This is a genomic window from Candidatus Polarisedimenticolia bacterium (genome assembly GCA_036001465.1).
Lineage (GTDB): Bacteria > Acidobacteriota > Polarisedimenticolia > Gp22-AA2 > Gp22-AA2 > Gp22-AA3.
On sequence record DASYUH010000022.1, the window covers coordinates 45,791 to 71,643 of the forward strand.

Here is a 25,853-nt window from a genome sequence, read left to right on the forward strand (position 1 = left end):
AAATGAGCCTCAGTTGACTCCGCTCCGCCATTCGGCCTATACGGGTGGCCCCCCGGCGCGTCGACGGACCCCCGGACGAGCCGGATCATGAGGTGACATGTGGGACCGAACCCGTTGATTCTCGCCACCATCGCGCTGGCCCTCGCCGCCGGCTCCGCCCCCGGAGACCTGAGGAGACGATCCCGTGAGGTCGATCCCCACGACCCGCTGACCCTCGAACGCGTCGCCAGATACCCGCCGCCGGGAATTCGCATCCCGGGGACTTTCCGGTTCGGCCACGATGGGCGCTACCTCTATTTCCTGGGACTCGAGGGGACCGGGGCGGCCCGGGTGCTCTTCAGGGAGGACGTGGCGAGCGGCATCCGCGAGGTCATCGCCCGGCCGCCGCAGGCCAGCTCCCTGTCCGAATCCGGACTCACCCCCGAGGAGATCCTCCGCCGCGAGCGACTCAGGATCCAGGACAAGGGGATCACCCTCTATCGCCTGGCGGCGAAGGCCGACGTGGCCGTGTTCGACTGGCTCGGCGACGTGTACCTCGTCCAACCGGGGCGGGAGCCGCTCCGCCTGACGGAGACCGAGGCGTCCGAAATCGACCCCCAGCTTTCCCCGGACGGCACGCGCCTGGCGTACGCCCGCGACGGAGATCTGCGCGTCCTCGACCTGGCCACACGCCGGGAGATCTCTCTGACGGAGGGGGCGCGCGACGGCCTGTTTCACGGAGTCGCCGAGTACATCGCCCAGGAGGAGATGGACCGATCGTCCGGGTTCTGGTGGTCGTCCGATGGACTCCTGATCGCCTACACCGAAGTGGACGAGACCGGTATTTCCGTCTACCCGATCGTGCACCAGGGCAAGGACGCGCCGGAAGTCGAATCGTCGCGCTACCCCTTCGCAGGAGGTCCGAACGCCCGGGTCAGGCTCGGCATCGTCCCCGCGTCGGGAGGCAAGACCGTCTGGGTCCGCCTGCCGGACGGCGGGGGGGATGTCTACCTTGCGCGCGTGCGCTGGGACGAGGACGGAACGCTGCTGGTCCAGGTCCAGAGCCGCGACCAGAAGAGCCTGAAGCTGTGGCGCGTCGATGCCCCAACCGGACGCGCCGCGCTTCTCCTGGAGGACCGCTCCGACACCTGGGTCGAGCTCCACAATGACCTGCGCCCCTTGAGCGACGGGCGGTTTCTCTGGTCGGCGGAGTCGGCCGGATTCAGGCGCCTCGAGCTGCGGGCACGGGACGGGGCGCTCGTCCGCCGCCTGACCTCGGGAGACTGGCCGGTGGATGCCCTGGACGGAGTGGACGAGAAGGACGGGGTCGTCTACTTCTCCGGCGCCAAGGACGGCCCGCTGGAGCGGCCCATCTTCAAGACAAGGCTCGAGGGCGGGCCCGTCGAACGGGTGACGCCCGAGACGGGATGGCACCAGGCCACCTTCTCGCTCGACGGCCGGCATTTCGTCGACGTGCACGACAGCGCCGCCATGCCCCCGCGCGTCCTGCTCAAGGACGGTTCCGGCCGGCAGGTGCGCGTGCTCGATGAAAACGCCGATCCCGAGCCCAGGGCGCTCGGCCTCGCGCCACCGGAGCTCGTCACGCTCCAAGTCGAAGGCGGCACCGTCCTGCACGGCGCGATCTACAGGCCGCGGACCCTCGAGAAGGGCCGGAAGTACCCGGCCATCGTGCGCGTCTACGGCGGGCCGACGGCACAGACGGTCAAGGATTCCTGGGAGCTGACGCAGGACCTGCGCGCCCAGTATCTCGCCCGGCACGGATTCATCGTCTTCCGGCTCGACAATCGCGGCACACCACGCCGCGGCCAGGCGTTCGAGACCGCCCTCGATCGCCGGCTCGGGTCGGTCGAGGTGGAGGATCAGATCGCCGGGGCGCGCTGGCTCGCCCGCCTGCCTTACGTGGACGGGGAGCGGATCGGCATCTACGGGTGGTCGTACGGCGGGTACATGGCGGCGCGCTGCCTCCTGAAGGCGCCGGACCTCTTCAAGGCCGCGGTCGCCGGTGCGCCGGTGGCCGACTGGGACGGCTACGATACGCACTACACCGAGCGCTACATGGGGAAGCCCCAGGAGAACTCCGCCGGCTACCGCGACAGCTCGCTCCTGCCCCTCGCTCCCCTGCTGAAGGGGAAGCTCCTGATCGTCCATGGGATGGCGGACGAGAACGTGCATTTCCGCCACACCGCGCGCCTCATCAACGCCCTCAACTCGGCCCAGAAGCGGTACGACCTGCTCATCTTCCCGGACGAGCGGCACCTGCCGCGCGGGGAGAAGGACCGGACGTACCTGGAAACGCGCCTCGTCGAGTTCTTCGATCGCACCCTCAGGTAGGCCGGACATGAAAAGGGCCGCCCCTTGCGGAGCGGCCCTTCCTTAAGGACAGCAGCTGGAGCGTCGAGGTCAGATCTTCCGGACGTTCGCGGCGGCCGGGCCCTTCTGTCCCTGCTCGATCTCGAACTCCACGGCGTCCCCCTCAGCGAGGGAGCGGAACCCCTGCGCCTGGATCGCAGTGTGGTGGACGAAGACATCCTTGCCGCCGTCGTCCGGTGTGATGAAACCGTAACCCTTGCTGTCGTTGAACCACTTCACCTTACCCTTGGGCATCTGACTCGACCTCCAAAATAGTGGGACCGCCGATCGCCGCTACCGCGAAAGCGGTTGTTCACAGACCACTGCATACCGGTTGTCCCATGAATCCGTGCATTGTCCCCAATCCAGCCGCTCCTGTCTAGACCCTTTAGAAGAAAATGCCCCTACGGCATATTCGGTCCCCGCCCCGTCATCCTGAACAGGACGTAGGTGAGGGGTCCCGAGGCGAAGACCAGGAGGTCGACCAACGCCTGCCGTTTGTCGAATACGCCGGCGGGCCAGATGCTCTCGACGATGACCATGCCGGACAGGATCAGGCTCGGCACCGTCATCAGCGCCAGGCCGGCCGTGCCGAGAGGGATCCGGAACGGCGCCTCTTCCGGAAGCGCGTCCGGGGGGGACTCCGCCCGCGGGGCGTGCGATCGCAGGCGCAGGAGGGCCGCGAAGATCAGGAGGTACGCCAGGACCTGCACGAGGGAGAACATCCCCGCCAGGTAGGAGAACCGGACCAGGACCAGGAGGCTGAGGGCGACCCCGCCCACGACCAGCGACACGGTCGGCGTCTCGAACCGCGGGTGCCGGCGCGCGAAGACGCGCGGGAAGAGCCCGTCCTCCGCCAGGACCATCGGCAGTCTCGACTGTCCGAGAGTCGTGACCATCAGGAGGCACATGCTGCTGACCAGCCCCCCCGCCGCCATCGCCGCGCCGAGCGCCGGTCCGCCGAGCGCGTGCGCCGCGACCGAGAAATACGATTCCCCCCACTCGCTCCAGTGCCCGTGGCCCGCCAGGGCCGCGAACGTCGGGATGATGTAGCTGCCGGCCGCCATCGGCACGGCGATCGCCAGGGCGATCGGAAAGGCGCGGGACGGCCGCTCGACTTCGCCGGCGTTCGTCGTGAGCTTCTCGAATCCGGAGTACAGCCAGATGGCGATTCCGAGCCCCGCCGCGAACGCCGAGAGGGGCCCCCTCTCCGGGTTCACGAACGGCACCAGCGGGTTGTGGTCGAAGTGCGCCAGGCCCAGCAGGGTGATGCCGAGGAAGGGAAAGAAAATCAAGACCGTCAGGACGACGCTGGTGGTGCCGACCAGCCGGATGCCCCACCAGTTCAGGAGGACCGTTACCCACACCACCGCCGCCGCCACCACCCAGTGCCAGAAAGACGGCAGGTCCGGGTACCAGTACTTCAGGTAGTTGGCGAACAGGACCGCGAAGGTCCCGTTGGTCGCGATGTTCGCCAGCCAGACGAGCCACCCCGCCATGTACCCCGTGAAATCGCCGAACGCCATCCGGGCCCAGCGGTAATACCCCCCTTCCACCGGATAACGCGCCGACAGCTCCGCGCAGGCCAGGGCGATCGGCACGGCCCACACGAACGGCAGGACCACCAGCGTCAGAAGGGCGATGCCCGGCCCCGACCCCGAGATCATCTCCTCCAGGCCGTACGCCCCGCTGCAAATCACGGAGTACGTCATGAAGACGAGATGGAAGGTGGTCGCCTTCCTCGGGTGCGCTGCGCCGTTCGTCATGGCGCGCGACTCTAGGCGAACCCCCGACGTCCGGTCAAGCGGCGCGCGAAGGGCTGACTTTTCGAATCGGGATGGAGGGGGAATACTTTTTTGCGGTCCCCAGGGCGTGAGAAGGCCTCAGTTGCCCTGTCGGAGGGCCGAGAGCGCCTGGCGTACGAAGTGGAGGGTCATCTCCTTGCGCCAGCGGAGCCCGAAGTCGGTGTTGTCCACCGGCTTGGCGAGGGGATAGGCGAGCCGGGCGGCCTCCTCGATCGACTCGTCGGTGAGCGGCCGGCCGGTGAGGGCGGCCTGGGAGCCGGCCGCCTCGACGGGGGACATCGAGACGGCGCCGAGCCAGAGGCGGGCGTCGGCGACCACTCCCTTCTCGAGACGGACGCAGGCGGCCACGCCGAGGACCGGGAAGTCGAACGCCTCGCGGCGGCGGAGCTTCCGGTAGACCGAGCGGAGGCGCGCGGCGCCCGGGGGCAGGGTGATCCCGGTGAGAATCTCGTCGGCACGCTTGGTCATGTAGCGGATGCCGTCGCGATGGTAGAACTCCCGGGCCTCGAGGGTCCGCTCCCCTTTCCTGGACGCCAGGTGAAAGCGCGCGCCGTAGGCGCACAGGACAGGGGCGGTGTCGCTCGAGTTCACGGCGAGGCAGATGTCGCTCCCGGGGGCCACCCAGCAGATCGTGCCGTCACACTTCATGCAGAAGTTGATCGCGCGGCGCCACTCGTAGTTCTGGTTGTAGTAGTTGCAGCGAGTGTCGAGACAGACGTTGCCGCCGATCGTCCCCATGTTCCGCAGGATCGGGGTGGAGATCGAATGGATGGCCTCCCACAGTCCCGGATAGTCCCGGCGGAGGAGGGGGCTCTCCTCCAGATCGGTCAGGGTCGTGCCCGGGCCGATCCAGACGCCGCGCTCCGGCGTCCCCCGGATCCCGCGCAGCCGGTCGATCTTCCTGAGGCCGATCACGACCCGGGGGCTCTGGTGGCGTCGCTTCATGTTGGGATAGAGGTCGGTGCCCCCGGCGACGACCATGGCCAGGGGCCCCTCTCCGTGCAGGATCGCCGCCGCCTCCGCCACGCCGCCGGGAGCGTAATACCGGAACTTCGGGAGCCGCATCATCGCCGCGTCCCCTGGTTCGCCGGGGCCGTCTCCACCGGCCGCCCGGCGCCCCCCTCCCACGGCGTCGCCACCCGAATCGGCTCGGGCCAGCGGAGGGCCGGCACGCCTCTCGGTCCGATGCGTTTCGCGGGGGAGTCGAGCGCCCTGAGGATCTTCTCCGGCGTGACCGGCACCTCGTCGATCCGCACGCCGACGGCGTCGTGCACGGCGTTCACCACCGCCGGGGCGATCGGCAGGAGCGGCCCCTGGCCGACCTCCTTGGCGCCGAACGGCCCGTTCGGATCGGGGTCCTCGATGATGTAGGAGACGACGTCCGGCATTTCCATGGTCGTCGGGCTCTTGTACTCGAGGAGCGACGGGTTCTTGTGCACGCCGTTCCGGTTGCCCCTGAAGACGTGCTCCTCCATGAGCGCCTCGCCGAGGCCCATGTAGACGCTCCCCTCGATCTGGCCGACCACCAGGACGGGATTGATGCACCGCCCGACGTCGTGGGCCAGGTGGACGCGCTCGACCGTGATCCAGCCGGTGCGCGGATCGACGTCCAGCTCCACGACGGCGGCGCTGTACGAGTAGGCGGGGGACGGGCCGACGCCCGCCCCCTTGTAGCGCGCGGCCGAGGGGGGCGGCGTGTACGAGCCGACCGTGCCCAGGGTGCCGAACCTCGCCTCGGCCAGGACCACCGCCTCCGCGAAGGCGAGGCCGCGCCCCGGGTCCGAGACATCGAACACGCGCCTTCCGCCGAAGCCGACCTGCTCGGCCGGCACGCCGAGCTTCTCGGCCGCGGCCTTCGCCAGCAGCTCCCGGGCGCGCTCCGCCGCCTGGATGGCGGCGTTCCCCATCATCAGGGTGACGCGGCTGCTGTAGGAGCCGAGGTCGACCGGCGTCAGGTCGGTGTCGCCGAAGACGACGCGGATGTCGTAGGGGTCTATGCCGAGCACCTCGGCCACGACCTGCGCCAGGACCGTGTCCGACCCCTGCCCGATGTCGATCTCGCCGCAGAACGCGGTGACCCCGCCGCCGCGATCGAGCTTGAGCTGCACGCCCGTGTGCGGCATGCTGTTCCAGTAGATCGGCAGCCCCGCGCCGCAGATGTATGACGAGCAGGCGAGCCCCACCCCCTTGCCGTGCGGCAGGCGGCCGAACTTCCCCTTCCAGCCGGAGCCGTCGACGACGGCCTCGATGCACTTCCCGAGCCCCATCGAGCCGACGCGCATGAAGTTGGCCGTGAGCGAGTCCGGGGGGACCAGGTGCCTGAGCCGCAGGTCGGCGGGATCGATCTGGAGCCTCTCGGCGATCTTGTCCATCTGGACTTCGAGGGCGAAGCGCGGCTGCGGGGTGCCGTGCCCCCGCTTCGGACCGCACGGCGGCTTGTTGGTGAAGACGCGCGCGCCCCTGAACGCGTAGCTGTCGATCGCGTAGGTCACCGTCTGCAGCGCCCCGGTGTAATACGTGCTGGCGACTCCGTACGACCCGTAGCCGCCCCCGTCGAGCACGCTCGTGAAGTCCATCGCCTTGATCCGGCCGTTGCGTGACACGCCGGTCCTGATCCGCATCAGGACCGGGTGGCGCCCGCGGTGGCAGTAGAAGACCTCTTCGCGTGTCAGCGTGATCTTCACCGGCCGGCCGGTCATGAGGGCGAGCCGGGCGACGACGATCTCGTGGTTGAACGGATCGCTCTTCCCGCCGAAGCCGCCGCCGTTGGGGCAGGCGATCACCCGGACGTGCGCCGGAGACATCTGGAGCACCTTCGCCAGGGCCCGGTGGACATAGTGCGGGGTCTGCGTGCTCGACCAGACCGTCAGCTTGCCGTCCGGGTCGACCGCCGCGACGGCCGCATGCTGCTCCATCGGCAGGTGCGTGCTTCCTTCGTAGAACAGGACGTCCTCGAAGATCTCGTCCGCCTCGCGGAAGCCGCGGTCGACGTCGCCGAATTCGAGGGCCACCTTCTTGTGGATGTTCCCCTCGTCGCCATAATCGTGGATGCGCGGCGACGGCGTGGCGATCGCCTGCTCGATCGACATCACCGGCTTCAGGGGCTCGTACTCGACGGCGATGGCGTTCATGGCGTCGAACGCCGCGTCTTCGTCGACGGCCGCCACGGCGGCCACCGGATCGCCCACGAAGCGCACGAGGTCGGGACAGAGGGCGTGCTCGTCCTGGCTCACCGGCAGGATGCCGAACGGGATCGGCAGCTCGGCGCCCGTCAGGATGGCGACGACCCCCGGCATCGTCCGGGCCTTGTCGGTGTCGACGCGCACGATCCGCGCGTGCGGCACGGGGGCGCGGAGCAGCTTGCAGAACAGCATGCGCGGCAGGACGATGTCGTCCGCGAATTTCGTGACGCCCGCGCACTTCGACAGCCCGTCCACCTTGCGGACCGGCGTCCCGACGACGCGCAGGTCGCGGCTCCCCTGCCGGGTTGCCGCGCCGTTCGGGCCTTTAGACGCGCCGGCCATAGAGGGTCTCCTCCGACGGATGCGCCTGGGGATCCCGCAGGCGGCGGGCGGCCAGCTCGACCGCCTCGAAGATCTTGATGTAGCCCGTGCAGCGGCACAGGTTGCCCGACAGCGCCTCCCTGATCTCCTGGCGCGTCGGCTCCGGCCTCTCGTCGAGAAGCGCCGAGGCGGCGCAGAGAATGCCGGGCGTGCAGTAGCCGCACTGCGCGGCGCCCAGCTCGGCGAAGGCGGTCTGAAGCGGATGCGGCCGGGGCCCGTCGGCGAGCCCCTCCACCGTGACGATCGGCCGATCCTCGCATTCCAGCGCCAGGACGAGACAGGAGAGCTGCGGCCTTCCGTCGACGAGAACGGTGCAGGTGCCGCACTCCCCCAGCTCGCAGCCGTGCTTCGTCCCGGTCAGACCGAGATCCTCGCGCACGACCTCCAGGAGCGTCTTGTGCGGCGCGCAGGCGACCTCAAGGATCTCGCCGTTGACGCGCAGGCGCAGGTGCGCCTTGTCTCTGGAGGCGGCCGATCCGGCCCCCGGCGCGCGGGCCGGGGCCTTGCGGGGGGTCCGCCGACGGTGAGGTTTCACAGTGCGGGCCATCGGGTGATCAGAACATCCGCCCCGGGCCGTGTCAAGTGTCCAGTCGATGCTAGGATCGCCGCCATGGTGCTGCTGTCGAGGATTTACACGAAGACCGGCGACAAAGGGACGACCGCGCTCGGTGACGGGCGGCGCGTCGCCAAGGACCACCGTCGCGTCGAGGCGTTCGGAACGGTGGACGAGCTGAACGCGGCGCTCGGCCTGGCGATTGCGGCGGGACTCGACCTCGAAGGGGCCGATCTGCTGAAGCGCATCCAGAACGATCTGTTCGACGTCGGCGCCGACCTGTGCGTGCCCGAGAAGCGGGGAAACGGCGGGAAGACGGCCCGGCGGGCGCTGCGGATCACGGCGGCGCACGTGAGGCCCCTCGAGGAGGCCATCGATCGCTTCAACGGCGGTCTCCGGCCTTTGAGGAGCTTCGTCCTCCCCGGAGGGAGCCCGGCCTCCGCCTGGCTGCACCTGGCGCGCACCGTCTGTCGACGCGCCGAGAGGCGGGTCGTGGCCCTGGAGCGCCAGGATCGTGTGAATCCCCGAGTGATCATCTATCTGAACCGGCTGTCCGACCTCCTGTTCGTGATGGCGCGCCGCGCCAACGACGGCGGCCGGGCCGACGTCCTGTGGGTTCCTGGCGGAGACACGGACACGAAAACGTAATCGCTCACGGCCCTCCCCACGCCGCGCCCGCGGCGTTCCCGCCCCTCCGTTGGACGTTCCGATCCGCAGGCCTATATTGACGATGGCTGACTCGGACAGGCTCGTCTTCGACCGCCGCGTGGCGACACGGATTCTTGGTTCGGAGATTCTCACGACAGGAGCGGATCGATGAAGCGGCCGCTGATCCAGGAGATTCTCAGGCAGTCCGGGCTCGCCGACGAGGCCGGCCTGGCCAGGGCCCTCGAAATCCAGGCGCGCGATGGCGGATCGATCGGCCGGATCCTGTCCGAACTGGGCCTGGCGTCCGAAATCGACGTCGCCCGGGCGGTCGCGAAGGGGCTCGGCCTCGAGTTCGTCGACCTGGCCGAGACGGGGCCGCCCGCCGAGTCGGACCTCTGCCTGCCCGCCGCGTTCTGCCGCCAGCGGAAGGTGCTCCCTCTCGGGGCCCAGGGCCGATCCCTGGGGCTGGCCATGGCCGATCCCCTGGATCACTCCACGATCCAGGACGTGGAGTTCCGGACGAGCAAGTGGATCGTCGCGGCGGTGGCCGCCGAAACCGCCATCATGAAGATGGTGAAGGACCTCTTCCCGGAAGTGCCCGATTCCCGCACGCAGTACGACCTGATGCCCAATGTCGCCCCGGAGGGCGAGCTCGAATCGTCGCACGAAGAGGACTACGAGGTCCTCGATCCGGCCGAGCTGGCGAAGGACGTGCGCCTGCCGCCGATCGTCCGCCTGGTGAACCTGATCCTGACCGACGCGGCCAAGTCGGGAGCGAGCGACATCCACATCGAGCCGCAGGAGGACTCCCTCCTGGTGCGGCAACGGGTGGACGGGATGCTGAGGGACGTGCTGAAGATCCCGAAGCACCTGCAGCTGTCGGTCGTCTCGCGGCTGAAGATCATCTCGGGAATGGACATCGCCGAGCGGCGCAAGCCGCAGGACGGACGCAGCCGGCTGCGCGTCCAGCAGAGGAAGATCGACCTGCGCGTCTCGTCGCTGCCGACCAACTTCGGCGAGAAGGTCGTCATCCGTCTCCTGGACAGCGCCAATGCCCGGATCGAAATGAGCCAGCTGGCGTTCTCGGCGGATCATCTGCGACGGTTCCAGGAGCTGCTGTCGCGTCCCCAGGGGATGATCCTGGTCACGGGCCCCACGGGCAGCGGCAAGACCTCGACGCTCTATGCCTCCCTCAACTGGGTCAAGTCCCCGGTCAAGAACATCATCACGGTCGAGGATCCGATCGAGTACCAGCTCGCGGGGATCAACCAGGTGCAGATCAACACGAAGGCCGGTGTGACCTTCGCCGCCGGCCTGCGCTCCATTCTGCGCCAGGACCCGAACATCGTCCTGGTGGGAGAGATCCGCGACCAGGAGACCGCCGGCATCGCGCTGGAGGCGGCCCAGACAGGGCATCTCATCCTGAGCACCCTGCACACCAACGACGCCCCTTCGTCGATCTCGCGCCTCATCGACCTCGGTATCGAGCCGTTCATGGTCGCCTCCTCCGTCTGCGGCATCCTGGCCCAGCGGCTGACCCGGAGGGTCTGCCAGGATTGCGCGCGCGACGCCGCGCCTGCGGCGGACACCCTGGAGAAAATCGGCCGGGCGGCGACGCCGCCCGGAACGCCCCGCTGGCGGGCCGGCGCAGGCTGCGACGCGTGCGCCCAATCGGGCTACCGCGGACGCGTGGCGATCCACGAGCTGCTCCTGGTCACGGACGAGATCCGCGATCTGATCGGCCGCCGGGCGCCCGAGCACCAGCTTCGCGAGGCGGGGCGACGGGCCGGCATGCGATCGCTCATGGAGGACGGCATCGACAAGGCGGCCCAGGGCCTGACGACCCTCGAGGAAGTGCTGCGCGTGGCCCCTCCGGACGAGGCGAAACCCGGGGCGGGCGTCTGGCACGCCCCCCAGGAGGCACCGTCCCGTCCCGCGCCGGCGGCCGCCTCGCAGTCGTCCGCCACCGGGTCCATGGCCGCCGGCGCCACGTGCCGCGTGCTGGTCGTGGAGGACAGCCCGACGGTGGTCACGGTCATCAAGTACTTCCTGGAAAACGAGGGCTTCGAGGTCCTGGTCGCCGAGGACGGCGTCGCCGGTCTCAAGCTGGCTCAAAGCGCGACGCCTGAGGTCGTGGTGAGCGACCTGAACATGCCGGGCATGGACGGGATCGCCCTCACGAAGGCGTTGCGCGAGGATCCCCGGACGCGCGGTGCGGCCATCATCATTCTGACTTCCGAGACCAGCGTCGAGTCCGAGTCGAAGGGCCTCGAGATCGGCGCCGATGACTACCTCGCCAAGCCGGTCGAGCCGAAGCGCCTGGCCGCCCGCATCAAGGCCCTGCTCGGCCGCGCCCGGGCGCGGCGCGCCGCGGGCGGCTGATGTCACCCCACACCATGGAGCTCCGCCTCGACGGACCGGCTGCCCTCCGCGCCGACGCCCACTTTCGCGAGCACCACGGCAGGATCATCCGGAGGACCGATCGCCTGTTCGCCGGTCTTCTGGCGGCCGAGTGGGCTGGAGGGATCGCCGTCGCGCTCCTGATTTCACCCCTCGCGTGGGCGGGAACCTCGAGCACGTTGCACATCCACCTCTGGGCTGCCCTCCTGCTCGGCGGCGCCATCTCCGCCTTCCCGATCACCCTGGCCCTGATGCGACCCGGGACCCACCTCACCCGGCACGCCATCGCGATCGGCCAGATGCTCTTTGCCGGTCTCCTGATCCATCTCACCGGCGGCCGGATCGAGACGCACTTCATCGTCTTCGGCTCCCTGGCCTTCCTGGCCTTCTACCGCGACTGGCGCGTGCTCATCACCGCGACGGTGGTGGTCGCCCTGGATCATCTGCTGCGCGGCCTGCTGTGGCCCGAGTCGGTGTACGGCGTCCTGTCGGCCAGCATCTGGCGCACGATCGAGCACGCCTGGTGGGTCGTCTTCGAGGACCTATTCCTGATCGCGGCCTGCCTGCAGGGGATCCAGGAGATGCGGGGCATCGCCGGGCGCCGCGCGCAGCTCGAGAGCGTGAACGACCTCGTGGAGACACAGGTCCAGGCCAGGACCGCCGACCTCAGGAAGAGCGAAGACCGTTTCCGCAAATTGAGCGAATCGTCACCGATCGGGATCTTCCAGACCGATGCGGCCGGACGGTGCGTCTATACCAACCCACGCTGGCAGCACCTGACGGGACTGAGCCTGGAGGAGAGCCTCGGGGACGGCTGGAGCCGGGGGATCCATCCGGAAGACCGCGCCAGCGTGTTCGAGGAGTGGGGCGCCTGCGCGCGCGAGGGGCGCGCATTCGACCGCGAGATTCGGTACCAGACTCCGGAGGGGATCGTCCGCGTCGCGCACGTCCGATCGGGGGTGGTCCACGACCTCTCGGGCGCGATCACCGAGCACATCGGCAGCGTCCTGGACGTCACGGAGCGCAAGCAGATCGAAGGGGAAACGCGCAAGGCGCGTGATGCGGCCGAGGCCGCGACCCGTGCGAAGTCGGAGTTCCTGGCCAACATGAGCCACGAGATCCGAACGCCGATGAACGGCGTGATCGGCATGACCGGGCTCCTGATGGACACCGAGCTGACGGCCGACCAGCGCGAGTACGTCCGGATGCTCCGTGGATCGGGCGAGGCTCTCCTGACCCTGGTCAACGACATCCTCGACTTCTCCAAGATCGAGGCGGGCAAGCTCGAGATCGAGATGATCGATTTCGACCTGCACACCGTGGTGCAGGAGGCCGTGAATCTCCTCGCCGAAAAGGCTCACCACAAGAAGCTGGAGCTCGCCTTCCTGGTCCACCCCGAGGTGCCCGGTGCGGTGCGCGGGGATCCGGGCCGCCTGCGCCAGATCCTGATCAACCTGGTCGGCAACGCGATCAAGTTCACGCAGAGCGGCGAGGTGGTCCTGCGCGCCAGGCTGGCCGCGGAGGGGGGGGAGAGCCGGACCATCCGCTTCGAAGTCTCCGACACCGGCATCGGCATCGACGCGGAGTCGCGCGATCGCCTGTTCCAGCCGTTCATGCAGGCCGAGGGATCGACCACGCGCAAGTTCGGAGGGACCGGCCTCGGCCTGGCAATCTCCCGCCAGCTCACCGAGCTGATGGGCGGCCGGATCGGCGTCGAGAGCGAGCCGGACAAGGGGAGCACGTTCTGGTTCACGGTGCGGCTCGAGAATCGTGCCGGAGCCGTCGGGGCCCCGCCACCGCCGCGCGAGAGCTTGCGCGGTCTCCGGCTGCTCGTCGTGGACGACAACACCACGAACCGCCGGATCTTGATGGAGCAGGCCCGCTCGTGGGGAATGATTCCCGAGGAGGCGCCCGGAGGCCGTGAGGCGCTGGGGATCCTCGCCGCCGCCGCGAACAGGGGACAGCGTCACGACCTGGCGATCGTCGACATGCAGATGCCCGAGATGGACGGCCTGCAGCTCGCCCGCGCGATCAAGACCGACCGCCGACTTGCGGACCTGCGGCTGATCATGCTGACCAGCATCGGCATCCGGGGCCATGCCGCCGAAGCGCACCGGGCCGGCTACGCCGGATACCTCACCAAGCCGTCGGGGCAGTCGCAGCTCTACGACTGCATCGCCACGGTCATGACGGGCGATACGGCGGGCATCCCGGCCGGCGGGGCCGAGGCCGCGGCGGGCGGCACGGTGGCTGTCGCAACAGGCGGCCAGGCGGTCCAGCGCCCGCTGGTCACACGCCACAGCCTCAAGGAGGCCAAGGCGCAGGGCCAGAGACGCGTCCTGGTAGCGGACGACAACGAGACGAACCAGATGGTCGCGGTCCAGATTCTGCGCCGGCTCGGCTACCACGCCGAGGTCGCCGCGAACGGCGCTGAGGCGCTGGAAGCGTTTCGCACGATGCCCTTCGACCTGATCCTGATGGATTGCCAGATGCCTCAGATGGACGGCTTCGAAGCGACCCGGGCCATCCGGGAGGCGGAGAGGATCACGGGGCGGCACATGCCGATCGTTGCGGCCACGGCGAACGCCATGCGCGGCGACCGCGAGAAGTGCCTGGCCACCGGCATGGACGACTATCTCCCCAAGCCCGTGAAGATGGAGGACCTGAAGACCACGCTGGAGCGCTGGATCCCGCCGCGGCCGGCGGCCAACACCGGTTCCCAGTCCGCGCGCCCGGCGCGCTCCCCCTCGGACGGGAAGGCTCCCGCCGATCGGAAGCCCGCTTCCCCATCCAGGTCGGGCTCCGGGAAGAAAAAGAAAGGCCGGCCCGGCAACCCCCTCGATCCGGAAGTGTTCGGCCAGTTGCGGCAGGCCGACGGGGGGCATGGCGGATTTCTCGCCATGCTCATCGACAAGTTTTTCGAGGAGGCCCCCGCGCGCCTGGCGACGTTGAGCGACGCAGCCCTTCGAGGGGACAGGGAAGCGCTGGTCAAGGCGGCCCACAGCCTCAAGGGCAGCTCCGGTACCCTCGGTGCACGCGAGCTGTCCGAAATGTGCGCCGGCCTTGAGGAATGCGGGAAGGCCGGCAGGTTGAACGAGGCCGGGCTCCGCCTTTCGGCGATTCAGAAGGAGTACGACCGGGTCCGCAAGGCCCTGGACGCCGAGCGCCCGAGCGGCGCGGCCGGGCGCCGGTCGGCCTGAGCCAGGCTCGGCGTCCCGGCAGGACTCAGCGCTGGCAGCCCGGGCAGTAGAAGGTGCTGCGCCCGGCCTGGACGATGCGGCGGATCGGACCGCCGCACCGCCCGCACGGCTTCCCCTTCCGGTCGTAGACGCGCAGCGAGATCGCGAAGTAGCCCGCGTCCCCGTCCGCGTTCAGAAAATCCCGCAGCGTCGTCCCTCCGGCGGAGATCGCCTCGTTCAGGACCTCCCGCAGGCTGGCGACCAGCCGCCCCCAGCCCGGAAGTCCGATCCGCCCGATCGCCCGTCTCGGGCCGATCCCGGCCCGGTGGAGCGCCTCGCAGGCATAGATGTTCCCCACGCCCGCGATGGCGCGGGTGTCCATGAGGAAGTTCTTCACCGGCTTGGCCCGGCCCCTCCCGGCGCGGAACAGGAGTTCCGCATTCACGCCGTCCTCGAGCGGCTCCGGGCCGAGGCCCTTCAGCCGCGGGTGGCCGGAGAGCCGGTCGCTGCGCACGACCTCCAGGAGCCCGAAGCGGCGGGTGTCGGCGTAGCGCAGCTCGCGGCCGTCGTCGAGCGCGAGAACCACGTGCTCGTGCGGCCGGCGCGGCCGGCCGGCGTCACAGACCCAGATCTGCCCCGTCATGCCCAGGTGGACCAGCAGGGTCAGGCCGGCGTCGGTGTCGAGCAGAAGGTACTTGCTGCGCCTGCGGATCGCCTCGACCCGGGCGCCGCGCAGCCTCAGGAGCCCACGTCTCTTGATCGGCTCGCGCAGCCGATCGTCGCGCACGACAATCCCCTGGACGCGACGGCCGATGAGAAGCGGGCCGAGCCCGCGGCGGATCGTCTCGATTTCGGGGAGCTCAGGCATTCGACACCCGGAGCGTGGCGGAACGCGCCCGATCAGGCCGGCGGCGGCGCCACGATGCCGGAGGCGTTCCCTTCCTGCCGGCGCAGGAGGTTCAGGGCGGAGCCGGCGCGGAACCAGGCGATCTGCTCGTTGTTCAGGCTGTGCCTGAGCGCGACGGTGTCGATCGACCCGTCGTCGTGCCGCAGGATGGCGTCGACCGGAACCCCCGGAGCCAGATCGCTCAGGTTGGACAGGGTGATCCGGTCGGTCTCGCGCACGCGGTCGTAGGCGGCGGGATCCGCGAACACCAGCGGCAGCACCCCCTGCTTCTTCAGATTGCTCTCGTGGATGCGGGCGAAGGACCGGGCGATGATCGCGGCGCAGCCCAGGTAGCGCGGCGACATCGCGGCGTGCTCGCGGCTCGAGCCCTCGCCGTAGTTCTCGTCCCCCACCACGACCCACTTCCGGCCCGCCGCCTTGTAGGCGCGCGCCACCTTCGGGACGTCGGCGCCGCGCTCGCCGGTCATCAGGTTCATTGTCTTGCCGCGCTCGCCGGTGAAGGCGTTGACGGCGCCGGTGAACATGTTGTCGCTGATCTTGTCGAGGTGGCCGCGGAAGCGCAGCCAGAAGCCGGCGGGGGAGATGTGATCGGTCGTCGTCTTCCCCTTCGTCTTGAAAAGCAACGGCATGTCCACGAAGTCGGCGTCGGCCGTCGGACCGAACGCCTGAAGGATCTGGAGCCGCTCGCTGTTCGAGTCGACCCGCAGCTCCACCGAGCCCGGATCGTCGGCGGGGGGCACGAACCCCTGGCGCGACAGGACGAAGCCGCGCTCCGGGATCTCGGGGGCCTTCGCCGGCGGCTTGAGGGTCCACGGCCCCCCGGGCCCCGGCAGCTCGTCGCGCAGCGGATTGAACGACAGCCGCCCGGCCAGGCCGTAGGCCATGACGATCTCCGGGCTCCCCATGAACGCCAGGGTCTCCGGGTTGGCGTCGTTGCGCCCCGGAAAATTGCGGTTGAACGACGTGACGATGGTGTTGCGCTGCCCCTTCTTGATCTCCTCGCGGCGCCACTGCCCGATGCACGGGCCGCAGGCGTTCGCCAGGACCGTGGCCCCCACCGCCTCCAGGGCCGCCATCTGGTCGTCCCTCTTGATCGTCTCGAAGATCTGGTTGCTCCCCGGCGTCACCAGGAGCGGGACCGCCATCCGGGCCCCGTGATGCCTCGCCTGCAGCGCCACGTCGGCCGCGCGCGTGATGTCCTCGTACGACGAGTTGGTGCACGAGCCGACCAGCGCCACCGAGATGTCGTCCGGGTAGCCGTGCTCCCCCACGGCCGACGCCATCTCGGAGACCGGGCGCGCCAGGTCGGGCGTATGCGGCCCGACCAGGTGCGGCTCCAGTCTCGACAGGTCGATCTCGATGACCCTCTCGAAGTACGCCTTCGGCTCCGCCTCGACCTCGGCATCGGGCCCCACGAGGTGGGGGCGGGCCCGCGCCAGATCGGCCAGGGGGGCCCGGCCGGTGGCGCGCAGGTAGGCGTCCATGCGGTCGTCGAAGGGGAAGATCGAGGTCGTGGCCCCGAGCTCCGCCCCCATGTTGGTGATCGTCCCCTTGCCGGTGCAGGAGATGGTGCGCGCCCCCGGGCCGAAATACTCGACGATCCGGTTCGTCCCCCCGGTGACGGTCAGGATGCCGAGCACCTTCAGGATGACGTCCTTGGGCGCGGTCCAGCCCGACATCTCGCCGAGAAGGCGCACTCCGATGACGGTCGGGTACAGCACCTCCCAGGCGAACCCGGCCATGACGTCCACGGCATCGGCCCCGCCGACGCCGATCGCCGCCATCGCCAGGCCGCCGGCGTTGGGAGTGTGCGAGTCGGTGCCGATCATGAGGCCGCCCGGGAAGGCGTAGTTCTCCAGCACCACCTGGTGGATGATCCCCGCTCCGGGCTCCCAGAACCCGATGCCGTGCTTGGCGCTCGCCGCGCGCAGGAACTCGTAGACCTCCCCGTTCTCCTTCAGGGCGTCGGTCATGTCGGCGGCGGAGCCGGCGCGCGCCTGGATCAGGTGGTCGCAGTGGACGGTGGTCGGCACCGCCACGCGCGGGCGGCCGGCCTGCAGGAACTGCAAAAGCGCCATCTGCGCCGTGGCGTCCTGCATCGCCACCCGGTCCGGCCGGAGCATCAGGTAGCTCTTGCCCGGCTCCAGCTCCTGCGTGTCCGGCTCGTCGAGGTGGCCCAGGACGATCTTCTCGGCCAGGGTCATCGGCCGGTTCAGGCGGCGCTTCACCGCGGCCAGGCGCCGCTCCATCTGGTCGTAGACCGACTGGACGTACTCGGGGGTGCTGTCGATGAGGTGCATCGGCGACTTCTCCGGAGACATTATATTAGAAGAGCCGCATCTGCCGGGCCTCCCCCAGCGCCTCGTCGAACGACAGCCCGAGGTGGGGGAAGACCTGCTCGGCGATCGGGCGCAGCTGCTTCTCGACATAGTGGCCGTAGTCGATCGGCGCGTTCCGGGCGGAGGCGGGCTGCGGCCCCGAGGCGGTCATGACGTACTCGACGAGCCCGTCCACCTTCCCCTCGACCAGCCGGGCCGCCTTGACGTGGGGCGGCGTGGTCGAGGTGTACTCGTCGAGCCCCTTGCGGAGCGCCTTGCGGTACACCAGGTGCTCGTCGTGGCGTCCCTCCTTGAGGTCGCGCGCGAAGTCGCGCGTGTAGGCGAGCACCTCGTCCCGCCCGACGCCGTGGAACAACCTCTCGAACAGTCCGCGCTGGAAGATCTTGCTCACCTCGGTCCAGTCCCGCCGCACGACCTCCATGCCGACGAAGACCGTCCTCCCCTCACCGCCGGGCGCCTCCGCGGCCAGCAGTCCGGCGTAGCGCTTGCGGGCGCCCCCCACGCCGTGACGCACCGAGGGCAGGAAGAACTTCAGGAACAGCGACTCGAACTCCAGCTCGAGCTGGCTCTCGAGCCGGTGCGCCTTCCGGATCTCCTCGCGCAGCTCGGCGTTGATCCGGTCGCGCAGCGCCGCCCCCAGCCGGAGCGCCGCCTCGCCGGCCTCGGGTCCCCGAAGCCCCGAATCGACGAACAGGGAATCCGTGTCGCCGTACAGGACGCGGTGCCCCAGCCCCTCCATCCGGTCGCGCGCCCAGTGCAGGACCCACTGCCCGAAATGCGTGATGGCGTTGGCCACCGGCAGGGAATAGAAGCGGCAGGCCGGCGTGGCGAGGACGCCGTAGAACGAGTTCATCAGGATCTTGACCGCGTGCGCGCCGATCGCGTCCCCCCGCCGCTTCGCCTCCTCGCGTTGCGGAAACAGGCGTTCCAGGAGCCCGGGCAGGATCCCCGGCTCGCGCCGGAAGAGGGCGCCGTTCGGGGCGCGGATCAGGTCGTCGCCGTCCTCGGGCCGCGGGGCCGTCACATGCCCCAGCGGGTCCAGGTTGAAGGTGCGGATGAGGCTCGGGTACAGGCTCTTGAAGTCGAACGCCAGGACGTTCTCGTAGAGACCCGGGATCGGGTCCAGCACCGCCCCGCCCATGACCACCCCGCCGGTGACCGGCCCGCCCGTGGCCGCCTCCTCCGGAACGCCGGCTCCCGGCGCCGCCGCGCCGGAGGCCGCCGCCTCCGCGTCCCCCCCGACCGTCGGCGCCACGAAGCCGCGGCGGCGGAGCTCGTGCAGATAGAGGAAGTCGAACGAGGCGATGCTGGCGCCGACCCGGTCGAGCGGCATGCCGGTCAGGAGGCTCCGCCTCACCGCCAGCTCGACCAGCCGGGTCTTGTCCAGGATCGCCAGGACCAGCCGGGCGTCCGCCAGGTTGTAGTCCACGAACAGCGGCAGGTTCTCGTGAAAGGTGCGGTCGATCGCCTGCGCCTTCCCGCGCCCCGTCGCCGCCGGGCCCGAGGGGCCGAGGTCGATCTTTCCCTCTCCGAGCACGGCGCGGGCCGCCGTGTCGAGACGATAGTCCTCGAGCTTCATGAAGGAGCCGCGCATCAGCTCGATGCCGTCCAGAACGACGCGGCCGGCGATGTCGGCCCGCGATCGCCCCCAGAAGGCGCGCTCGCGGATCACCCGCACGGCCCCCGGCGCGCGCCCGACCTCGAACGGCACGCCCAGGGCCCGGGAGCGCGCCACCAGGACCTCCAGGTCGAAGTCGATGACGTTCCACCCGGTCAGGATGTCGAAGTCGAACCGGCGCATCCGATCGAAGAGCATCTTCAGAAGTCCTTGCTCGTCGCCGCAGGCGACGATTCCCTCCCCTGGACCGCGGCCGCCGAAGGCGCGGGCCACGCCGTCCTGCGGCAGGGCCAGCAGGACCTCCTCGAGCCCGGTTCCGGCCAGGGCGGCGGAGTAGATGGTCTCGGCGCGCGGGTCGGTCTCCAGATCGATCGACAGGATCTTCAGGAGACCGGGCCCCGGGCTGAAATCCGAGGGACCGACGTCGGGGTCGTCGAAGACGACGTCCACCGCCGGCGGCGCGTGACCCGCCGCGCCGGCCGGCGCCGCCGGGCCCGCGGCGTCCCCCCGCGCCGCCACCGGGCGCCCCTCCCCGGCGATCGCCACCCCTCCCTTGATGCCGCGGTCGATCAGGAAGCGCATGGCGAACCGGACGTCCGCCTCGAAGACCGGCACGCCCGCCCGCTGCAGCCCCTCGCGCAGGGGGGGCGTCTGCTCGGGAGCGTCGACCTCGACCTTCACCACGGGCTCGCCGTGCATCGTCCTGAGACCGGCCGGCGTCTGGCGCGCCGCGCCGCGCTCCCCGGCCGTCTTCGCGTCCGACTCCCTGACGAAGAAGTGCGGCACCGGCCGGCGGTCGCGGACCAGAAACGCCCGCCCGTCCTCGAGGCGGCCGAACAGGTGGACGACCGGACGCCCCCCCTCCATCCGGTACGTCGGGTGCAGGATGAAACCCTGGTGGCTCATCGTCCGACTCCTCGCGCCCGCCTTGACGCCCCTGCGACGGCTATGCTCTCCTTGCGCCGGAGAGGTCGTGCATGGCGTCCGTGCAGCTCGTCCTGACCGACGATTGGGAATTGCGCGGCAATGGCTCCGGAAACATGCGCCGCATCCAGTTCGACAGCATGCGCGCCCTTCTGGACATCTACGAGCGACATGGCCTGAAGGCGTCGTTCAATGCCGAGGTGATGCAGCAACTGTATCATCTGAAGTTCGGGGCAGACAATCCCACGCTCCTCGGGCTCGCCCGGGAGTGGGAAGCGTGCGTCGGGGAGGCCGTGGCGTGCGGCCACGACGTCCAGCTGCATGTCCACCCCCTCGCGCATCCTGGGTTGTGACGCCCCCTCGGAACGGCTAGACTAGCCACCTGATTTCGGAAGGTGCCGATGCACAACCCCCAGGTCCCTGAAACGCTCGACGGCTGGTCCGTCCTGCACCAGATGTTCCGGGTGCGCTGGGAGACCGTCAAGCCGCTCCCCGCGAAGCGCCGCCGGGAGCTGGCCGACGAGGCGGCCTCCCTCCTGGCGCCGCTCGAATCCCGGAAGGACGGCCCCAGCGCCCTGGTGAACCTCCTCGGGCACAAGGGGGACCTGATGCTCGTGCATTTCCGCAAGACCTTCGACGAGCTGAGCCGCATCGGGCTTCAAGTCTCGATGCTGGGCCTGAGCGATCACCTGGAGCCCACGACCTCCTACGTCTCGATCGTCGAGCTGGGCCTCTACGAGATGACCGGCAAGATCCATCAAGACTTGAAGCTGCGCGGCCTGAAGACGGGATCCGAAGAGTTCGAGCGCGCCTTCGACGAGGAGATGCAGAAGCAGCGCGAGCGCATGATCGGCCGCCTGTACACGGAGATCCCGCGCCGGCGGCACGTCTGTTTCTATCCCATGAACAAGCGGCGGGGCGAGACCAAGAACTGGTACACGGTCCCGTTCGAGAAGCGCGCCGCGATGATGCGCGAGCACGGCTTCATCGGGCGGGCCTACTCGGGGCAGGTGACCCAGGTCATCTCCGGCTCGATCGGCTTCGACGACTGGGAGTGGGGGGTCGACCTGTTCGCCGACGATCCCCTGGTCTTCAAGAAGCTGATCTACGAGATGCGCTTCGACGAGGCGAGCGCCGACTACGCCGAGTTCGGGCCGTTCTACGTCGGGCTGCAGTTCGCGGCCAGGCGCCTGCCGGACTTCCTCGAGGGCGAGACTCCCTCCCTGGAGTGACCCACCCCGATCCCGCCGGCGCCACGATCGTCAGGCGCGGCCCCCGGCCGGCGCGTTCTCCGACAGGCGCGGCCCTCGGCCCGCGCTCTACGTCTTTCGCGCGGCGGCGTCGGCCTCGACGATCCCGGCCAGGACGTGCCGGGCGCCGCGCAGGATCGGGTCGCCGTGTCCGAAGCACACGATGTCGAAGTCCAGCCCGAGAAGCCGACGCGCCGTGGCGCGGGCGCGGGCCGGGTCGCTCAGGTACTTGTCGGGGAGGAACTCCACTCCCCTGGGCGTCATGTGCCACAAGTCGGTGCACAGCAGGAGCCCAGGCTTCGCCTCGACGTGAAAGGCGTAATGCGCCCCTTTCGGCCCGGGTGCTTGGATCGGCTTCAGGCCGCCGGGCAGGAAGTCGCCTTCCTTGTAGCTGGCGTCCGGCTTCTCCTCCAGACCCGAGGCCCCCTCCGGCGCGTGGACCGTCGCCCCGTGCCGCCGACGGAGGCTCCACGACGACCTCTGGTGGCCCGGGGCACCCAGGACGATCGCTTCGATGCGGCCCAGGCCCTGGAGCAGCGAGGGCTCGAGCGGCAGCGGGTCGATCAACACGACCCGGCCGCCCCGCGCGACCGCGTAGGCGTCGCTCTGAGACTTGATCCGCTCGTCGTCGATCCGGTAGTGGAAGAGCCCGGGAACGACTTCGGTGATCGCGACGGCGACGGTCTTCGGCTCGGACATGACGGGGCCTCCTGGGGAAACCGGGTTGCGGGACCATCGTAGCGCGTCCCGCCGGGATACGCGCCTCCGGGTGCCGGGCCTGTTGACAGTGTCCCATCAGTTGACTAGTGTGAACGACTTGTTCTACGTGCAGAAGATGGAGAATGCGTCAGCGACGGCGTCGCGTCCCGTCGCGCGCGGGCTTGCGCCCGGGCGACCGACCGGCGGGCGCGGGCGCCGCGTCGTCCAGGCGGTCGCCATCCTGGCATGCGCCGCGGCCTTCGCGGGCTGTGCCCGCGACTCCGGGCCTCCCCCGCCGCCGCCGGGGGCCGTTCCGGCCGGCACGTCGCTGGGCGGCGCCGTGATACGCGGGAGCGTCCGGTTCGAGGGGAAGGCCCCCCCGCGCAAGGCGATCTCCATGACGGGCGAGGCGGCCTGCCACAAGCCCAATACCCTGACGCTGACCGAGGACGTCATCGTCGCGCCGGGCGGGGGTCTCAGGAACGTCTACGTGCACGTCGTCTCGGGGCTGGGCGACCGCGTCTTCGCGGCGCCGGCGTCCCCCGCGGTCATGGACCAGGCGGGCTGCATGTTCGTGCCGCACGTGCTCGCCGTCCAGAGCGGGCAGGCGATCACCTTCCAGAGCAGCGACCCGGTGCTGCACAACGTGCGGGCCGTCGCGAAGAAGAACCGCGCGTTCAACGTCTCGATGCCGGGCAAGGGAAAGTCCGTGAACAAATGGTTCTCCGAGCCGGAGGTGGTGGCGATCCGCTGCGACGTCCACGCCTGGATGAGCGGCTTCATCGCGGTCGAGGGGCATCCGTTCCACCAGGTCACCGGGCCCGACGGCTCGTTCTCCCTCGAGGGGCTTCCCGCGGGCGAGTATGTCGTCGAGGCCTGGCACGAGAAGCTCGGAGCCCAGCGGCAGACGGTGAAGACGGCCGACGGTCAGCCCGGCACGATCGAGTTCATCTTTCCCGCCCGGACGGGCGGCTAGGACCTGCCTGATGGAGGGCGCCATGCCCCGTTCCGATTCCCCGCGCCGGCTGACCGTCGTCTTGATCAAGCCGTCGCGGTACGACGACGACGGGTACGTCGTCCGCCACTGGCGCGGGGTCCTGCCGAGCAACACCCTGGCGGCGCTGCACTCCCTGACCGAGAAGGTCGCGTCCGCCGGGGCGCTCGGCGCCGGCACGGAGGTGCGCATCGCCGCGTATGACGAGACGGTGCACCAGGTCGACGCGACGGCCGTCGCGAGGCGGCACCGTCCGCGAGGACCCGACGATCTGACATTGATCGCCCTCGTGGCGGTCCAGACCAACCAGTGGCCGCGGGCCGCCGATCTGGCGATCGCGTTCCGGCGGCGCGGCCTGCCGGTCCTGATCGGCGGCTTCCACGTCAGCGGCATCCTGGAGCTGTTCGCCGATCCGACCCCCGAGCTGCGGGAGATGCTCGACGCCGGCGTGACCCTGGTGCACGGCGAGATCGAAGCGGAGTGGGGGGCCATCCTGAGGGACGCGCTCGAGGAGCGGCTGCGGCCGCGCTACGACATCCACGAGCGTCCCGGCCTCCAGGACGCGCCCCTGCCCCGCATCCCGTCGCGCTACATGCGGCGCTTCGCCTACCCGCACATGGCCACGGTCGACGTGGGGCGGGGCTGCCCCTTCAACTGCTCGTTCTGCTCGATCATCAACGTGCAGGGGAAGACGATGCGGCACCGCGACCCCGCGGCCATCGAGCGGGCGGTGCGCGACAACTGGAAGAGCGGCATCGACTACTACTTCTTCACCGACGACAACTTCTCGCGCAATCCGTGCTGGGAGGGGATCTTCGACGGCCTCATCCGCCTGCGCGAGGAGGAGGGGATCCGCATCGATTTCATGATGCAGGTGGACGCCCTGGCGTGGAAGATCCCGCGGTTCATCGACAAGGCGGCGCGCGCCGGCAGCAGCCAGGTGTTCCTCGGCATGGAGTCGATCCGCGCCGCGAACCTGAAGGCGGCCGGCAAGACGCAGAACAAGGCCGCGGAATACCGCGACATGATCGCGACCTGGCACCGGGCCGGCATCGCCTGTCACGTCGGCTACATCCTCGGCTTCCCCGAGGACACCCCGGAGAGCATCGCGCAGGACGTCCGCGACCTCGGCGAGGCCCTCGAGGTCGACCAGGCGTCGTTCTTCATGCTGACTCCGATCCCGGGCTCGGCCGACCACCTGGAGCTGGTGCGCCGCAAGGTGCCGCTCGACGCCGACCCGGGCAACTACGACTCGTTCCACCCGGTGATGCGGCACCCGCGCATGACGGGGGCGGAGTGGCTCGAGGCCTACCGCCGCGCCTGGCGGGATTTCTACTCGCCGGCGGCGATGCGCCGGACGCTCCTGCGGGCGAACCACCGGACCTACTGGGGGCTGTTCAAGAACTTCCTCTGGTACAGGGCGGCGATGATCGAGGACGCCCATCCGATGATCACCGGGTTCCTGCGCCTCAAGGACCGCACGCAGCGCCGCCGGGGCTTCGCCGTCGAAGGGCGGCTCGCCCACCTGCGGCGCCGGGCGCCGGAGGTCTGGTCCCAGCTCCGGGCCTACGGCCACCTGTTCGTCGAGATGCAGGACGTGTGGCTGCAGACGCGCCACGTCGCGCCGCCGTCCCTCCTGTCCCGCCTGAAGCTGCCGCGGCTGCCGGCCCGGACGCAGCGCGAGGTCGAGCCCGCGCCGCCGCCGATCGCGGCCCTGGCCTGCACCGCCGCCTTCGGCCTGGCGCTCGTGGGCGGCCGGACGAAGTAGGGTAGTATTCCGCGTCCCGCCCGTTGACGGGCGGCAGAAGAAGGAGGTCCCGGATGGATCCGAACTTGACCGCGTGGTTTGAGATGATCTTCCGCTGGATCCACGTTGTGGCCGGCATCACGTGGATCGGCCACCTGTACTTCTTCAACTTCGTCAACGCCCAGGTGGCGAAGACCTACGACGCCGACTCCAAGAAGAAGGTCGTCCCCGAGCTGATGCCGCGCGCCCTGTACTGGTTCCGCTGGGGCGCCGCCTGGACCTGGGTCTCGGGGTTCCTGCTGGCCGGCCTCGTCTACTACATGGTCCCGAACCTCCTGCCGCCGGAGTCGACCATGAGCGCGGGGGCGGGGAGCGGCCTGTCGCTCCTCCTGATCGTCGTCGTCTTCTTCGTCTACGACGCGCTCTGGAAGGCGATGGCCGGCAAGGAGCAGGCGGGGGTGATCGTCTCGTTCCTGCTCGTCGCCGCGGCCGCCTGGGGCATGTCGTGCGTCTTCGCCCCCCGGGCCGTCTTCATCCACGTGGGGGCGCTCTTCGGCACCATCATGGCGATGAACGTCTGGATGCGGATCTGGCCGGCGCAGAAGAAGATCATCGCGGCCATCAAGGCCGGCACGGCCCCCGACGCCGCGACCGTCGCGCTGGCCGGCCTGCGCTCGAAGCACAACACCTACATGTCGGTGCCGCTCGTCCTGACGATGGTGAGCAACCACTACCCGACCGTCTACGGGGCCCCGAACAGCTGGGTCATCCTGGTGATCCTCGTGGCGGTCGGCTGGGCCCTGACGAAGTGGCTCTACGGCAAGTCGGCGAGCCCGGCCCCCTCGAGATTCTAAGGGCCCGGGCGCGCCAATCCGGCT

At 69.7% G+C, this 25,853-nt stretch carries 18 protein-coding genes; 9 read left to right on the top strand and 9 right to left on the bottom strand.

Going from position 1 to position 25,853, the window contains the following annotated elements; all coding sequences use genetic code 11:
• Positions 1–99: 99 nt before the first annotated feature.
• Positions 100–2,331 (top strand): DPP IV N-terminal domain-containing protein, encoded by a 2,232-nt coding sequence (locus VGV60_04870; protein ID HEV8700586.1) that lies wholly within the window; start codon positions 100–102, stop codon positions 2,329–2,331.
• Positions 2,332–2,400: 69 nt separating this feature from the next.
• On the opposite strand, the gene VGV60_04875 is transcribed toward VGV60_04870, so the two are convergent.
• The 5 genes from VGV60_04875 to VGV60_04895 form a co-directional block, all read right to left on the bottom strand.
• Positions 2,401–2,604, bottom strand: coding sequence for a cold shock domain-containing protein (locus tag VGV60_04875; GenBank protein ID HEV8700587.1), 204 nt, complete (start codon positions 2,602–2,604; stop codon positions 2,401–2,403).
• Positions 2,605–2,753: 149 nt separating this feature from the next.
• Positions 2,754–4,115, bottom strand: a complete 1,362-nt coding sequence (locus tag VGV60_04880; protein HEV8700588.1) for an APC family permease — start codon at positions 4,113–4,115, stop codon at positions 2,754–2,756.
• Positions 4,116–4,232: 117 nt separating this feature from the next.
• On the bottom strand, positions 4,233–5,222 hold the full coding sequence (locus tag VGV60_04885) for an FAD binding domain-containing protein (protein ID HEV8700589.1): 990 nt from the start codon (positions 5,220–5,222) through the stop codon (positions 4,233–4,235).
• Complete coding sequence (locus VGV60_04890) at positions 5,219–7,678, bottom strand: molybdopterin cofactor-binding domain-containing protein (protein ID HEV8700590.1); 2,460 nt, start codon at positions 7,676–7,678, stop codon at positions 5,219–5,221. Before VGV60_04890 ends, VGV60_04885 begins: the two co-directional genes overlap by 4 nt.
• A complete protein-coding gene (locus VGV60_04895) occupies positions 7,662–8,252 on the bottom strand; it encodes a (2Fe-2S)-binding protein (GenBank protein ID HEV8700591.1) in 591 nt (196 codons plus the stop codon). Before VGV60_04895 ends, VGV60_04890 begins: the two co-directional genes overlap by 17 nt.
• Before the next feature lie 75 nt (positions 8,253–8,327).
• Between VGV60_04895 and VGV60_04900 the strand changes: the two genes are divergently transcribed.
• The 3 genes from VGV60_04900 (at position 8,328) to VGV60_04910 (ending at position 14,518) form a co-directional block, all read left to right on the top strand.
• Positions 8,328–8,918: a cob(I)yrinic acid a,c-diamide adenosyltransferase gene (locus tag VGV60_04900; protein ID HEV8700592.1), complete on the top strand. Its 591-nt coding sequence runs from the start codon at positions 8,328–8,330 to the stop codon at positions 8,916–8,918.
• A gap of 168 nt (positions 8,919–9,086) precedes the next feature.
• Positions 9,087–11,300, top strand: coding sequence for an ATPase, T2SS/T4P/T4SS family (locus VGV60_04905; GenBank protein ID HEV8700593.1), 2,214 nt, complete (start codon positions 9,087–9,089; stop codon positions 11,298–11,300).
• Between the two features lie 14 nt (positions 11,301–11,314).
• Complete coding sequence (locus VGV60_04910; GenBank protein ID HEV8700594.1) at positions 11,315–14,518, top strand: response regulator; 3,204 nt, start codon at positions 11,315–11,317, stop codon at positions 14,516–14,518.
• Positions 14,519–14,543: 25 nt separating this feature from the next.
• Here VGV60_04910 and mutM read toward each other — a convergent pair whose 3' ends face one another.
• Genes mutM through VGV60_04925 form a run of 3 tightly spaced genes read right to left on the bottom strand, consistent with a single transcriptional unit; the run spans position 14,544 to position 20,267 of the window.
• On the bottom strand, positions 14,544–15,365 hold the full coding sequence (mutM, locus tag VGV60_04915; GenBank protein HEV8700595.1) for a bifunctional DNA-formamidopyrimidine glycosylase/DNA-(apurinic or apyrimidinic site) lyase: 822 nt from the start codon (positions 15,363–15,365) through the stop codon (positions 14,544–14,546).
• A 32-nt stretch (positions 15,366–15,397) separates the two neighbouring features.
• On the bottom strand, positions 15,398–17,704 hold the full coding sequence (locus tag VGV60_04920) for an aconitate hydratase (GenBank protein HEV8700596.1): 2,307 nt from the start codon (positions 17,702–17,704) through the stop codon (positions 15,398–15,400).
• Between the two features lie 25 nt (positions 17,705–17,729).
• On the bottom strand, positions 17,730–20,267 hold the full coding sequence (locus tag VGV60_04925) for a DNA polymerase II (protein HEV8700597.1): 2,538 nt from the start codon (positions 20,265–20,267) through the stop codon (positions 17,730–17,732).
• A gap of 71 nt (positions 20,268–20,338) precedes the next feature.
• Here VGV60_04925 and VGV60_04930 point away from each other — a divergent pair, with 71 nt between their 5' ends.
• Both VGV60_04930 and hemQ read left to right on the top strand, forming a co-directional pair.
• Positions 20,339–20,638, top strand: coding sequence for a hypothetical protein (locus tag VGV60_04930; protein HEV8700598.1), 300 nt, complete (start codon positions 20,339–20,341; stop codon positions 20,636–20,638).
• A 48-nt stretch (positions 20,639–20,686) separates the two neighbouring features.
• Entirely contained in the window at positions 20,687–21,517 is an 831-nt protein-coding gene (gene hemQ, locus VGV60_04935; protein HEV8700599.1) for a hydrogen peroxide-dependent heme synthase, read from the top strand.
• An 87-nt stretch (positions 21,518–21,604) separates the two neighbouring features.
• On the opposite strand, the gene VGV60_04940 is transcribed toward hemQ, so the two are convergent.
• Positions 21,605–22,234 (bottom strand): MBL fold metallo-hydrolase, encoded by a 630-nt coding sequence (locus VGV60_04940; GenBank protein HEV8700600.1) that lies wholly within the window; start codon positions 22,232–22,234, stop codon positions 21,605–21,607.
• 109 nt (positions 22,235–22,343) lie between these two features.
• Here VGV60_04940 and VGV60_04945 point away from each other — a divergent pair, with 109 nt between their 5' ends.
• Genes VGV60_04945 through VGV60_04955 form a run of 3 tightly spaced genes read left to right on the top strand, consistent with a single transcriptional unit; the run spans position 22,344 to position 25,829 of the window.
• Positions 22,344–23,210 carry a carboxypeptidase regulatory-like domain-containing protein gene (locus VGV60_04945; GenBank protein ID HEV8700601.1) on the top strand — a complete coding sequence of 289 codons (867 nt, stop codon included), beginning with the start codon at positions 22,344–22,346 and terminating at the stop codon, positions 23,208–23,210.
• A 22-nt stretch (positions 23,211–23,232) separates the two neighbouring features.
• The gene (locus VGV60_04950; protein HEV8700602.1) at positions 23,233–24,996 is read left to right on the top strand and encodes a radical SAM protein; all 1,764 of its coding nucleotides are present in this window, start codon (positions 23,233–23,235) and stop codon (positions 24,994–24,996) included.
• 53 nt (positions 24,997–25,049) lie between these two features.
• On the top strand, positions 25,050–25,829 hold the full coding sequence (locus VGV60_04955) for a urate hydroxylase PuuD (protein HEV8700603.1): 780 nt from the start codon (positions 25,050–25,052) through the stop codon (positions 25,827–25,829).
• The last annotated feature ends 24 nt before the right edge of the window (positions 25,830–25,853 follow it).

Excerpts from the sequence above, each read along its gene's own strand:
- VGV60_04875 (HEV8700587.1), bottom strand. The coding sequence starts at position 2,604 with ATGCCCAAGGGTAAGGTGAAGTGGTTCAACGACAGCAAGGGTTACGGT.
- VGV60_04880 (HEV8700588.1), bottom strand. The coding sequence starts at position 4,115 with ATGACGAACGGCGCAGCGCACCCGAGGAAGGCGACCACCTTCCATCTC.
- VGV60_04885 (HEV8700589.1), bottom strand. The coding sequence starts at position 5,222 with ATGATGCGGCTCCCGAAGTTCCGGTATTACGCTCCCGGCGGCGTGGCG.
- VGV60_04890 (HEV8700590.1), bottom strand. The coding sequence starts at position 7,678 with ATGGCCGGCGCGTCTAAAGGCCCGAACGGCGCGGCAACCCGGCAGGGG.
- VGV60_04900 (HEV8700592.1), top strand. The coding sequence starts at position 8,328 with ATGGTGCTGCTGTCGAGGATTTACACGAAGACCGGCGACAAAGGGACG.
- VGV60_04905 (HEV8700593.1), top strand. The coding sequence starts at position 9,087 with ATGAAGCGGCCGCTGATCCAGGAGATTCTCAGGCAGTCCGGGCTCGCC.
- VGV60_04910 (HEV8700594.1), top strand. The coding sequence starts at position 11,315 with ATGGAGCTCCGCCTCGACGGACCGGCTGCCCTCCGCGCCGACGCCCAC.
- mutM (HEV8700595.1), bottom strand. The coding sequence starts at position 15,365 with ATGCCTGAGCTCCCCGAAATCGAGACGATCCGCCGCGGGCTCGGCCCG.
- VGV60_04920 (HEV8700596.1), bottom strand. The coding sequence starts at position 17,704 with ATGCACCTCATCGACAGCACCCCCGAGTACGTCCAGTCGGTCTACGAC.
- VGV60_04925 (HEV8700597.1), bottom strand. The coding sequence starts at position 20,267 with ATGAGCCACCAGGGTTTCATCCTGCACCCGACGTACCGGATGGAGGGG.
- VGV60_04930 (HEV8700598.1), top strand. The coding sequence starts at position 20,339 with ATGGCGTCCGTGCAGCTCGTCCTGACCGACGATTGGGAATTGCGCGGC.
- hemQ (HEV8700599.1), top strand. The coding sequence starts at position 20,687 with ATGCACAACCCCCAGGTCCCTGAAACGCTCGACGGCTGGTCCGTCCTG.
- VGV60_04940 (HEV8700600.1), bottom strand. The coding sequence starts at position 22,234 with ATGTCCGAGCCGAAGACCGTCGCCGTCGCGATCACCGAAGTCGTTCCC.
- VGV60_04950 (HEV8700602.1), top strand. The coding sequence starts at position 23,233 with ATGCCCCGTTCCGATTCCCCGCGCCGGCTGACCGTCGTCTTGATCAAG.
- VGV60_04955 (HEV8700603.1), top strand. The coding sequence starts at position 25,050 with ATGGATCCGAACTTGACCGCGTGGTTTGAGATGATCTTCCGCTGGATC.